At 75.7% G+C, this 11,861-nt stretch carries 11 protein-coding genes; 1 reads left to right on the top strand and 10 read right to left on the bottom strand.

Translation table 11 applies throughout. The features are described 5' to 3' along the window. From NUM_RS13170 to NUM_RS13160, 3 genes are all read right to left on the bottom strand, one after another. Positions 1 to 823 (bottom strand): N-acetylglucosamine kinase (locus NUM_RS13170; protein WP_207125117.1); only part of this gene is annotated, 823 nt, incomplete at its 3' end. A gap of 94 nt (positions 824 to 917) precedes the next feature. After that, positions 918 to 1,532, bottom strand: coding sequence for a TetR/AcrR family transcriptional regulator (locus tag NUM_RS13165; RefSeq protein ID WP_207125116.1), 615 nt, complete (start codon positions 1,530 to 1,532; stop codon positions 918 to 920). A 70-nt stretch (positions 1,533 to 1,602) separates the two neighbouring features. Next, positions 1,603 to 2,835: an FAD-dependent oxidoreductase gene (locus NUM_RS13160; protein ID WP_207125115.1), complete on the bottom strand. Its 1,233-nt coding sequence runs from the start codon at positions 2,833 to 2,835 to the stop codon at positions 1,603 to 1,605. A gap of 170 nt (positions 2,836 to 3,005) precedes the next feature. Here NUM_RS13160 and NUM_RS13155 point away from each other — a divergent pair, with 170 nt between their 5' ends. After that, positions 3,006 to 3,626 (top strand): NADPH-dependent F420 reductase, encoded by a 621-nt coding sequence (locus NUM_RS13155; RefSeq protein ID WP_207125114.1) that lies wholly within the window; start codon positions 3,006 to 3,008, stop codon positions 3,624 to 3,626. 7 nt (positions 3,627 to 3,633) lie between these two features. Here NUM_RS13155 and NUM_RS13150 read toward each other — a convergent pair whose 3' ends face one another. From NUM_RS13150 to NUM_RS13120, 7 genes are all read right to left on the bottom strand, one after another. Then, the gene (locus NUM_RS13150) at positions 3,634 to 4,560 is read right to left on the bottom strand and encodes an endonuclease/exonuclease/phosphatase family protein (RefSeq protein WP_225918543.1); all 927 of its coding nucleotides are present in this window, start codon (positions 4,558 to 4,560) and stop codon (positions 3,634 to 3,636) included. 137 nt (positions 4,561 to 4,697) lie between these two features. Further along, positions 4,698 to 6,347, bottom strand: a complete 1,650-nt coding sequence (locus NUM_RS13145; RefSeq protein ID WP_207125113.1) for an MFS transporter — start codon at positions 6,345 to 6,347, stop codon at positions 4,698 to 4,700. Continuing rightward, the gene (locus NUM_RS13140; RefSeq protein WP_207125112.1) at positions 6,344 to 6,790 is read right to left on the bottom strand and encodes a MarR family winged helix-turn-helix transcriptional regulator; all 447 of its coding nucleotides are present in this window, start codon (positions 6,788 to 6,790) and stop codon (positions 6,344 to 6,346) included. Before NUM_RS13140 ends, NUM_RS13145 begins: the two co-directional genes overlap by 4 nt. A 144-nt stretch (positions 6,791 to 6,934) precedes the next feature. Beyond that, the gene (locus NUM_RS13135) at positions 6,935 to 8,521 is read right to left on the bottom strand and encodes an RsmB/NOP family class I SAM-dependent RNA methyltransferase (RefSeq protein ID WP_370466984.1); all 1,587 of its coding nucleotides are present in this window, start codon (positions 8,519 to 8,521) and stop codon (positions 6,935 to 6,937) included. A gap of 151 nt (positions 8,522 to 8,672) precedes the next feature. Then, positions 8,673 to 9,599, bottom strand: a complete 927-nt coding sequence (fmt, locus tag NUM_RS13130; protein WP_207125110.1) for a methionyl-tRNA formyltransferase — start codon at positions 9,597 to 9,599, stop codon at positions 8,673 to 8,675. 11 nt (positions 9,600 to 9,610) lie between these two features. Next, positions 9,611 to 10,165: a peptide deformylase gene (def, locus tag NUM_RS13125; RefSeq protein ID WP_207125118.1), complete on the bottom strand. Its 555-nt coding sequence runs from the start codon at positions 10,163 to 10,165 to the stop codon at positions 9,611 to 9,613. Positions 10,166 to 10,378: 213 nt separating this feature from the next. Further along, positions 10,379 to 11,861: primosome assembly protein PriA (locus NUM_RS13120; protein WP_207125109.1), on the bottom strand; the 1,483-nt coding region annotated here is incomplete at its 5' end.

The following is an 11,861-nucleotide window of genomic DNA, read 5'->3' as shown; positions in this document are numbered from 1 at the left end:
CCGGCGCGTGCAGCCGGGCCGACGGGCGGCGGGCGTGCAGCGCGGCGGCGAAGCGGGTCCGCAGCCCGTCGTGCCGCAGCAGCCGGCCGGTGAAGGACACGTCGTCGCCGTCCGCGGCGGCGGTGGTGGCGGCCAGTTCGGCGGCGGCGTCGTCGGCGATCGCCGCGGCCACCGGGTCGGACTCGGACAGCTCCAGCACGTGCCGGGCGAAGCCGGCCACCTGGGAGACCCGGTCGTCGGCCGGGTAGAGCCGCTCGGCGAGTTGACCGAGGTCGCCGAAGACCTCGGTGGCGCGGGCGGTCAGCGGGCCCGGCCGGGCCCGGCCGTCGTGCCCGCGCAGCGCCGCGTCCAGGCCGCGCCGGCCGATCCAGAACCCGCCGCCGGCGTCGCCGTACAGGTAGCCGCCGCCGTCGACGGTGCGGCACCGACCGTCGGCGGTCAGCCCGAGCGCGATGGCACCGGTGCCGGCGGCGAGGACCACGCCCGGCCGCATTCCGAGGGCGCCGGCGTGCGCCGTGACCACGTCGCCGCCGAGCAGCACCCGGCGCGCGGCGAACCGGTCCAGCAGCCCGTCGGCCAGCGCGCCGTAGCCGGCGTCACTGCCGAGCACGCTGGTCAACCCGGCGCACACCGAGCCGACCGCCGCACCCGGTTCCGCGCGCCACGGCCGGGTCAGCCCGGCCAGGATCGCGGCGGGACCGGACTCCCAGCCGTAGGTCAGGCCGGGTCCGTCGTGCCGGGACAGCAGCTGCCCGCCCCGCACGACCCCCAGCCGTACACCGGTCTGACCGGCGTCGATCGCGACATCCACCGTCTCGGGCACGCCGCCACTCTAGTACTGGTCTAGACCGCTATCTCGTCGCGGTCGGCCGGGCGATCGACCGGCGCAGGCATCGACCGCGCAGCCGAGCCCGCGGTCAGTGCCCGACCAGCCGGTGCAGCGCCTGGAGCTGGGCGTCGACCAGGGCCGCCAGCTCGTCCGGCGACAGCGAGTCGATCTGGTGCAGGCTCCACTCGTCCATCGCCTGCAGGACCGCGAGCGCCAGCGCGGCCTGCAACGACGCCGGCAGGTCGGTACGGACCACGCCGGCGTCGCGGCCGGCCGCGAGCGCCGCCGCCAGCCAGCCGTCGATCCCGGCCCGCAGCCGGGCCAGCGCGCTGCCCGGCCCGGTCGGCGCGTCCGGCAGGTAGAACAGCGTCCACAGCACCCGTCCCTCGGGCCCGCCGAGCCGCACCGCGCCGGTGATCAGCTCGTCGATCCGGGTCCAGAAGTGCGGACCGGCCAGGTCCGCCGGGGCGGGCACCGGCAGCGCGGCGAGCAGCCGCTGCGCCGCGTCCAGCACGGTGGCGTCGAACAGCGCTTCCTTGGAGTCGAAGTAGTGGTAGAAGGAGCTCTTGCTCATCCGGCAGGACCGGATGATCCGGTTCAGCGATGCCCGCTGGTAGCCGGCGCCGGCGAACTCCCGCGCCGCCGTGGCCAGCAGCGTCTCTCGCCGCCGCGGCGGCAGGACCCCGGTTTCGGCACCCGGCACGGCTTCCCCTTCCCCCGGCCCGGTTCGACGCTGAACCGACGCCCTCGCCAACGCCGGCGGTCCCGGCCCGTCAGGCGCTCCGGGACAGCGCCCGGCGGGCCGCGGCGTCCGGATCCGGCCGCCCGTCCAGCAGCCGCCGGATCGGCTTGAGCACCGAGCGGACGCTCAGCAGCCGGGCCGCCACGTCCCGGCCCACCGCGAACGCCGTACCGTCCCGGAACATCATTCTCGCCAGCGACCGGGAGTTGTCCTGCGCCGCCTCCACCCGGGGTCGCTGCAGCGCCTGGTACGCGTCGAGCAGGGTGGCCAGGTTCGCCCGGTCGGCGTGCACCAGCAGCCGGGACAGCACCCACGCCGACTCCATCGCCATCCCCGCGCCGATCCCGGCGGTGGGCAGGAAGCCGGCGGCGGCGTCACCGACCAGGACGGCGTGTCCGGTCACCCAGCGGGTGGCCCGCACGTCCCGCAGCGGCCAGTAGTACGGCTGATCGGCGTCGAGCACGGCACGCAGCGCCCGCTCGGTCCGGTCGGTACGGGTGCGCAGCTGCCGGCCGACCGCGGCGACGAACCGCTCCGGGCCGTCCGCCGTGACCGCGTCGGGGCCACCGAGGAAAACTCCGATCCGGTCCAGCACCGGGTAGCTGCCGAGGAAGAACCCGGCGCCCCACAGTTCCTCGCCGAGGTCCTGGTCGTCGTCCGGCGGGGCCCAGGCCACCCAGCCGCCCCACCCGGTGTCGAGCCGGCCGACCGGACCGACGTCGAGCAGCCGCCGGGTGCCCGAGCCGATCCCGTCGGCCACCACGACCAGGTCGAACTCGTACTCCTCGGCGGCGTCGCCGCGGGCCAGCCGCACCGTGGCCGCCTCGGCGGTCTCGCTGAGCCCGGCGACGGTGGTACCGAACGAGACGGGGCAGTCGGCGCCGGACAGCACGTCGAGCAGCTCGCCGCGGCCGATGCCGCGATAGTCGCCGTAGTCGGCGAGCAGCTCACCCATCGAGTCGGTGCGCACCGGGCGGCCGTGGTGCGCGCACAGCCGGTACCGGCCGAAGGCGACGGCGTGCTTCCGGTATTCCGGCCACAGGCTCAACTCGTCGAACACCGGGCCGACCATCGGCATCAGCGCCAGCATGTAGCCCTCGGCGGCGCCGCTGGCCGAGCGCTCGATCAGCACCGGATGCAGCCCGTTGCGGCGCAGCAACCGCGTGGTCGTCACGCCGGCGACCCCGGCGCCGACCACCAGGACGCGCAACGGGTCGTGCCGGGCGTCCCGGTACTGCGTCGCCGCGTCGATCGAGTGCAGCATGCCAACTCCGTTCCCGAGCCAGATGTGTGGACCAGCCGGTCCACACAAATCTAGCATCGTGTGGACCACGCGGTCCACACGATGTGCCCGGACCTCGCCGAACGCGGCCGGGCGGCGGCATCCGCCGTGGCCGGCCCGACATGTCGGTTCCGTCGCTACGATCGGTGCTCATGGAAGTACTCATCGTCGGCGCCGGCCACATGGCCCGCGGCATCGGCACCCGGCTGGTCGCCGGCGGGCACCAGGTCCGCATCGCGGCCCGCAACCACGACGCGGCCCGTACCCTCGCCGCCGAGCTCGACGGCGACGCCACCGGCGAACCGATCGGGCCGCTCGGCGCCGCGTCGGTCGTCGTGCTCGCGCTGCCGTATCCGGCCACCCGGATGGTCGCCGAGCAGCTGGCCGGCGAGCTGGTCGGTCGGGTCCTCGTGGACATCGCCAACCCGGTCAACATCGGTACCTTCGACGACCTGGTCACGCCGCCCGGCGTCTCGGCCGCCGAGCAGGTGGCGAAGGCGGTACCGGGAGCCAAGGTGGTCAAGGCGTTCAACACCACGTTCGCGGCGAACCTGACCGGCGGCGGCCCGCTGGACGTGTTCGTCGCCGGCGACGACGAGACCGCCTGCGACCAGGTCGCCGCACTCACCGCCGACGGCGGGATGCGGCCGATCCTGGTCGGCGGTCTCAGGCACGCGTACACGCTGGAGTCGTTCCAGCTGCTGCACATGAAGGTGCAGGACCAGATCGGCGGGAACTGGACCACCTCGCTGGAGCTGGACCGCCGGCAGTGACCCGCGCTCAGTCCGGGACGCGCAGGTCGGCGAGCGCGGCCCGATGGTCGCTGCCGCCGGTGTCGGCCACCGACGCGTCGGTGGCCGACAGCCCGCGATAGAGCACCTGGTCGGGCCGGGTCATCGGGAACCGGGCCGGCCAGGTGAACCCGAACCCGCTGCCGGCGGCGCGCTGCGCGTCGGTCAGCGGTGGGGTGAGCTGGCCCAGCGCCCGGTCGGTGGTCGCCGTGTTCAGGTCGCCGAGCAGCAGCAACCGGGACGACCGGTCGGTTCGTACCGACTCGGCGAGGCGGGTCAACGTGCGGTCCCGGCTGCCGTCCTCACCCGGCCGGATCGAACCCAGGTGCGCCACGTACACCCGGACCGGCCCGCGACCGGTGTCCACGTCGGCGCGCAGCGCCCGGTTCCAGCCCAGGCCCAGGTCGACCGGCGCGCCGTCGCCCAGCGGGTACCGGCTCCACAGCCCGACCGTGCCCACCCGCAGCTGGTGCGGGTACGTGTCGTCGAGCAGCCGCGCGGCGTCGTCGTTCGCCAGCTCCTGCACCGCGACCAGATCCGGATGCAGCGCCACCAGCCGGCGCACGGTCGAGGCCGGATCCGGGTTGGCGGCGTCCAGGTTCTGGGTCGCCGCCCGCAACTGCCCGTCACCGCCACCCCGGGGCAGCAGTACCGGCCCGAACATTCCGACCCACACGACGACCGGCAGCAGCAGCGCGAGCGCACCCCGCCGCGAGCTGGTGGCGAGCGCGAGCAGCGCCACCGGTACCACGAGCAGTCCGAACCAGGGCAGGAAGCTGTCCAGCGCGGTACCCAGGCCGTGCCCGTCGGGGACCAGCCGATGGCCGGCGAGCAGCACGCAGACCACCAGCGCGGCCAGCACCGTGGGCACGTCGCGGAGCCCGGGGCGCCGGCGCACCGCGGCGCGGCCGCTCACCGGCAGCCCGCATCCGGGTCAGCATCCATCGCACCATCATGACCGGTGCCGGGCCGGTCTCCCGAGCGGACCCGGCACCCCGCACCCGGACCACGCGAACGGGCCCGGACCAGTACCGTCCGGGCCCGTTCGCTGGTTCAGCCGGTGACGGGGCTGAGCTTGTCCGCCGTCGGGTCGATGATCAGTACCGGCCGGCCGGCGTGCTGAGAGACCTCGGCGACCACGCTGCCGCCCAGCAGCCCGTGCAGCCCGGGGTGCGACGACGAACCGATCACCACCGCCGGCGCGGCGAGCTTGACCGCCCGGTCCAGGATCAGCCGGGCCACCTCCGGATGCGTACCGGTGCTCGCGACGATCTCGCCGTCGGCGCTGACGCCGGCCGCGCGCAGCTCGGCCAGCCGCTCGCCGAGCAGCTGTTCGGCGTCGACCGCACCCTCCAGGGCCACCGCGTCGTCGCCGACCACCTCGGTCTCCCGTACGTGCAGCAGGTGTACCGCGAGGCCCTGCTGCGCGGCGACCTCGGCGGCGTGCCGGACCACCGCGGTACCGGCCGGGCCCGCGTCCACCGCGACGAGCAGCCGGCCCGCGTCCGCCGGGTTCGGCGCCGGCTCCTCCGGCTCGTCCACCCGGGCAAGCACCTTGCGCCCGCTGGCGAGGACCAGGATGCCGATGACCACGCAGCCGGCGCCGACGTAGAACGGCAGGTTCGGGCTGATGTTCTCGCCGAGCTTGCCGGCGAGGAACGGCGCGATCGCCCCGCCGATGAACCGCACGAAGCTGTACGCGGCGGACGCGACCGGCCGCTCCACCGGCGCCGCCTTCATCACGGCCTGGGTGATCAGCGTGTTGTTGATGCCCAGGAACAACCCGGCGATGATCACCGCGAGGATCAGCGTCAGCTTCGACTGGGTACCGATGCCCATCACGACCAGTGTCAACGCGATCAGGCCCTGCACCACGTACAGCGTCTTGACGGTGCCGAACCGCACCTGCAGCCGCGGCGCGACGAACACCGAGGTGATCGCGAGGCACAGTCCCCAGCCGAAGAACACCAACCCCAGCTGGTGCGCCGACAGCCCCATCGGGAACGGTGTCCACGCCAGCAGCGTGAAGAACCCGTAGTTGTAGAACAGCGCGGTCAGTGCGGTGGTCAGCAGCCCCCGGTGCCGCAACGCCTTGAACGGGTCCGCCAGCGACGAGCGGTGCGTGGGCTTCGGTGAGGTCGGCAGCAGCGTGATCACCGCGATGAACGCGATCGCCATCAGTACCGCGACGCCGATGAACGGCCCGCGCCAGCTGATGCCGCCGAGCAGCCCGCCGAGCAGCGGGCCGACCGCGATGCCGACCCCCAGCGCCGCCTCGTACAGGATGATCGCGCCGCCGACGCCGCCGGACGCGGCGCCCACGATCACCGCGAGCGCGGTGGCGATGAACAGGGCGTTGCCCAGGCCCCAGCCGGCCCGGAAGCCGATGATCCCGTCGACGCCGTCGGCCGAGCCGGCCAGCGCGCTGAACACGACGATCAGGACCAGGCCGGCGAGCAGGGTGCGCTTGGGTCCGATCCGGCTCGACACCCAGCCGGTGATGATCATCGCCACCCCGGTCACCAGCATGTAGCTGGTGAACAGCAGTTCGACCTGGCTGGGGTTGGCGTGCAGGTCCTTGGAGATCGCCGGCAGGATCGGGTCGACGAGACCGATGCCCATGAAGGCGATCACGCACGCGAACGCGACCGCCCACACCGACTTCGGTTGGCGGAGGATACTGCCACCCTCGCCGTGACTCATTGCTGTTCTACCTTTCGCCAGGTTTCGAGGAGTTTGTCCAGCGCCGGGATCGCCCGGGCGAGCGCCTCCCGGTCGGCGCCGTCGAGCTGGTCCAGCCGGCTCGCGAGCGCGGCCGTCCGCAGCCGGCGGACGCTGCGCAGGGTCTCGCGACCGGCCTCGGTGAGCTCGATCGTCACGACGCGCTGATCGTGCGGATCGGCACCGCGCACCACCGTGCCGTCCTCGACCAGGCGGCGCAGCAGGGCGGTCATCGTCGGCTGCGCCACCCGGGCGACCTGCGCGAGCTCGCTGACCCGCTTCGCACCGTCCCGTTCGAGGGTGGCGAGCACGGCGGTCACGGTCGGACTGGCGGAGTGGTCCACGACGCGGCGCAGCACGTGCGTCAGGTCGCCGAGCCGACCGGCCAGTTCGGCCGCCAGCTCGCCGGTCGCCACGGAATTCATATCCATAGCCTAACTATGTTTCTGCTCGGGTGACCGCCGCTGTGAGCCGAGTAACGCCGCCGCGGGATGCGGTCGACCCGCCGGAGCGGCGGGAGCGACAGCCGGACGGTCGGCGGACAGCCGCTGCGTCAGCGAGAGCCGCCGTCAGCCGGTACGGCGGAGCAGGGCGAGGAACATCGCGTCGGTACCGTGCCGGTGCGGCCACAGTTGCACGGTCGGGCCCTCCCCCAGCTGCGGCAGGCCGGCACCGAACGCCGGGCGGGCGTCCACCGCCGCCAGCGGTACCGGTGGGTCCGCGAGCGCCGCCCGCACCTGCTCGCGGGTCTCCGCCAGGTGTGGCGAGCAGGTCACGTAGCCGACCAGGCCACCCGGCCGCACCGCGCAACACGCCGCGGCCAGCAGCTCGCGCTGCAACTCGACCAGGTCGGCGAGATCGGACTCGGACCGGCGCCAGCGCGCCTCCGGTCGCCGGCGCAGCGCGCCCAGGCCGGTACACGGCGCATCGAGCAGCACCCGGTCGAACCCGCCGGCCGGTAGCTCGGGGCGCTCCCCCACCGCCCGGCCGTCTGCGTGCAGCACCGTGACCGGCAGCCCGGCCACCGCCGCCCGGACCAGCTCGGCCCGGTGCTCAGCCGCCTCGACCGCGGTCAACCGCCCGCCCCGGCCGGCGACCAGCGCACCCAGCAGCGCGGCCTTGCCACCCGGGCCGGCGCACAGGTCCAGCCAGCTCGTGTCGGTACCGTCCAGCGGCGCCGCGGCGAGCGCGAGGGCCACCAGCTGGCTGCCCTCGTCCTGCACCCGGGCGAGCCCGTCGCGCAGCTCTGGCAGCTCGCCCGGCGCGCCGCCGGGCAGGTACACCGCGTACGGCGAGTACCGGCCGCGTTCGCCGCCGACCCGGCGGGCCAGCTCCACGGTGTCGATCGCGCCCGGCCGGGCGGCGAGGTGCACCACCGGCCGGTCGTTGTCCGCAGCCAACGCCGCCCGCAGCTCGGCCCCCGCCACCGAGCCGGTGCCAGGCTGCGCCTCAGCGTCCGCGCCCGGCTGCGCCGCGGTGTCCGGCTCTGCCGCAGCGTCGGCGTCCGGCTGCGCCGGAGAGTCCGCGGCCGGCTGCGCCGCGGTGCCGGTGCCGGTCGGCTCGGCGACCGGTGCACCGGCGGTCGACGTACCGGTCTCGTCGGCCGTGGCGCCGTTGCCGGGCGGCGCCGGGACGTCGTCGAGTGCGGCGGCGAACGCCCGGACGATCCACTCCGGGTGGGCGTAGCGGACCGCGAGCGCACCGATCGGGTCGGCGTCGGCGTCCGGCGCGATCCGGTCCAGCCAGCCGTCCAGGTCGGCACCGGCGACCCGGCGCAGTACCGCGTTGGCGAAGCTGGCCGAGCCGGCGCCGGCGGTCGACCGGACCAGCCCGACCGTCGTGGACACCGCGGCGTGCGCCGGCACCCGGGTGTACAGCAGCTGGTAGGCACCGAGCCGCAGCGCGTCCCGGACCGTGTCGTCCATCTTGGCCAGCGGCCGGTTGGAGCCGGCCGCGAGCACCGCGTCCAGCGTGCCGGTCGCCCGCAGGGTGCCGTAGCACAGCTCGGTGGCGAACGCCGCGTCCCGGCCGGTCAACGACCAGTCGGCGAGCAGCTTCGGCAGCACCAGGTTCGCGTACGCGTCGTGCTCGTGCACCTGCCGCAGCACCTCGTACGCGGCGCGCCGGGCCCGGTCGATCGGCTTCGCGCCGGCCACCGGCCGTACCGGTGCCGGTCGTGGTGCGCCGCGCCGTGGCGGGCGCGGTGGCTTGCCGCCTCGGCGGCGGGGCGGGCCGCTCACCGGCACCACGCCCCGCTCGGACCGGTGTCGTGGCGTGCCGGGCCGCGCCCGGTCGGGTACCGGCGGCTCACGCGAACCGGTCCCCGGGCGACACCCGGGCGCCACGGGCCCAGTCGGTCGCCGCCATCGGCTTCTTGCCGGCCGGCTGCACCTGGTCCAGCCGCACCGCCGCGGATGCCGTACCCACCAGCACCTCGGTGCGGTGCACCGCGAGCTCGCCCGGCGCCAGCGCCGCGTCCGAGTCGCCGAGCGCGACCGGCAGTACCTTGATCCGCTCGTCCCGGAAGGTGGTCCAGGCGCCGGGCGCCGGCGTGCACGCGCGCACCCGGCGGTCCACCGCGAACGCCGGATCGTCCCAGCGCACCCGGGCGTCCTCGACCGTCACCTTCGGCGCCAGGCTGACCCCGTCGGCCGGCTGCGGCACCGCCCGGGCGGTGCCGTCCTCGATCGCGTCCAGCACCGCGACCAGGAGGTCAGCGCCGGCGATGGCGAGCCGGCCGAGCAGGTCGCCGGAGGTGTCGGTGGGGCGCACCGGCTCGGTGAGCGACCCGTACACCGGGCCGGTGTCCATCCCCTTCTCCAGCTCGAACACGCTCGCCCCGGTCACCTCGTCGCCGTGCAGCACCGCGTGCTGCACGGGCGCCGCGCCGCGCCAGGCCGGCAGCAGCGAGAAGTGCAGGTTGACCCAGCCGTGCGCGGGGATCTCCAGCGCGCTCTGCGGCACCAGCGCGCCGTAGGCGACCACCGGCACGCAGTCCGGCGCGGTGTCCCGCAGCCAGCCGAGGAACTCCTCGTCGGACGGCCGGCGCGGGGTGCGCACCTCGATGCCGTGCTCGTCGGCCCAGCTGGCCGCCGGCGAGCGCAGCACCCGCCGGCCGCGGCCGGCCCGGGCGTCCGGCCGGGTCACCACACCCACCAGCTCGTGCCGCGAGTCGGCGATCGCGGACAGGCTCGGCACCGCCACCTCGGGCGTACCGGCGAAGACGAGGCGCACGTCGTTTCCTCTCAGCCGAGCCGGCCGTGGATGTGGTGCGGGCTGACCCGGACCGTCAGCGCGGGCTCGCCGGACCAGTCCGCGTCCCGGATCGCCCGCATCGCCTCGCGTCGGGTCGCCGGATCGAGCCGGTCGACGAACAGCACGCCGTCCAGGTGGTCGGTCTCGTGCTGCAGGCAGCGCGCCATCAGCCCGGTGCCCACCACCTGCACCGGATCGCCGTAGGCGTTGAACCCCTGGGCGATCACGTTCTGCCGGCGCTTGGTGTCGAAGTACAGCCCGGGTATCGACAGGCAGCCCTCCGGGCCGTCCTGCTCGTCGTCGTCCGGGAAGTCCAGGCCCGGGTTGACCAGGTGGCCGCTGACCCGGCCGTCCGGCCCGGGCACGTCGAACACGAACACCCGGGCCGACACCCCGATCTGCGGTGCGGCCAGGCCGGCGCCGCGCTCCTCGGCCAGCGTCCGGGTCAGGTCGCGCACCAGCGCCCGCAGCTCCGCGTCGTAGCTCGCCACCGGCTCGCACTCGGTGCGCAGCACCGGATCGCCGAACAGGCGCAGCGCCCGCACCTGCGCGTCGGCCAGGTCGGCCGGCGCGAGCTGCACCGAGCCGGTGACCACCGCGCTGGACGGCCGCGGCCCGGTCGCCGGGTCGGGCAGGGCCGGCGCCGACGGCTCAGCAGGTGCGCTCACGACCCGGTCCTCCCCCACCGACGACGATCATCGAACCCAGTCTACGGACCGCCGGACACGCCGCGTGACCAGCCGCCGTTACCCGGCCGGCTACAGCAGGTCGAGCGGGTCGACCTGGACCCGGACCGGGTCGGCGCCCTTGCGCGCGCTGCGTACCGCGGTGGCGGCGCGTAGCGCCAGGGCCAGCGCCGGCGCCTGCGGTCGCGGTACCCGCAGCAGCAGCCGCTGCCGCTCCGGCGCGTCGGGGACCGCGCGGGGCGTCGCGACCGGCACCGGGCCGAGCTCGTCGGTACCGTCCGGCAGCGTCGCCGCGGCCAGCAGCTCGGCGATCGCCGGCGCGGTCCCGGTCAGGCTCGCCATCCGTACCGCGGGCGGGAACCCCAGCGCACGCCGGTCGGCCAGCTCCCGCTCGGCGAAACCGGCGGCGTCGAACCGCACCAGCGCCTGCACCACCGGTACCGAGGCGTCCGCGACGACCACCACCCGGCCACCGGCGTCGGCCGGCCGGGCCAGCACCGCGGCGGCGAGCCAGCGGCGCAGAGCCTCCTCCGCGGCGCGCAGGTCGGCCCGGGTCAGCAGCGCCCACGAGTCGAGCAGCAGGACCGCGCCGTAGCCGCCGGCGGCGACCGGCTCGGCGCCGGGCGTACTGACCACCACGGCGGGTTCGTCGTCGACGCTGGCGAGCACGCCGTCGCGCCCGGACGTGCGCACCACCGCGCCGGGAAACGCCCGGCCCAACTCCTCGGCGGTACGCCGGGCGCCGATCACCGCCGCCCGCAGCTCGCGCCCGCCGCACTCCGGGCACCGGTAGCCGCCCGCGGTGTGGCCGCACCACCGGCACACCGGGAACCCGCCCGCCGCCGGTACGGCCAGCGGGCCGGCGCAGCGCGGGCACCGGGTGCGGGCCCGGCAGCGCTGGCACACCACCACCGGCAGGTACCCGCGCCGCGGCACCTGCACGAGCACCGGGGTGCCGGCGGCCAGCGCCTCCCGGGCGGCACGCACCGCGACGCCGGGCAGCCGGGCCGCCGCGGCGGAGGGATCGCGGGACAGCTGGAACTCGTCGCCGGTGGCGAGCACCCGCGGCGCGGCGGCCCGCAGCGCCGCCCGGTCCGCGACGATCGGTTTCGCCCAGCCGGTGGCGAGCAGCAGCTGCGCCTCGGCGCTGCGGGCGTACCCGGCGAGCAGCGCGCCCGCGTCGGTCTGCTGGGCCCGGGTGAGCAGCACCTCACGGGCGTGCGGGTAGGGCGCGTGATCGTCGGCGTGCAGGTCGTCGCCGTCGTCGAAGATCGCGACCAGGCCCAGGTCGGGCACCGGCGCGAACATCGCCGCGCGGGTGCCGATGACGACCGGCACCTCCCCGCGCACCGCGCGCAGGAACCGCCGGTACCGCTGCTCGGGGCCGAGCGAGGCGGCGATCGCGACGTGCCGGCCGGGCCCGAGGCGGTCGGTCAGCGCGGCGTCGAGCCGGTCCAGGTCGCGCGCGTCCGGCACCACCGCCAGCCCGCCCCGGCCGCCGGCCACGACGGCGGTCAGCGCGTCGGCGAGCCGGGCCGCCCAGTCGTCGCCGGGC

The organism is Actinocatenispora comari (genome assembly GCF_017312725.1).
GTDB lineage: Bacteria > Actinomycetota > Actinomycetes > Mycobacteriales > Micromonosporaceae > Actinocatenispora > Actinocatenispora comari.
Note: the sequence above shows the minus strand (reverse complement) of the source record. Positions and strands in the feature narration are given on the sequence as shown.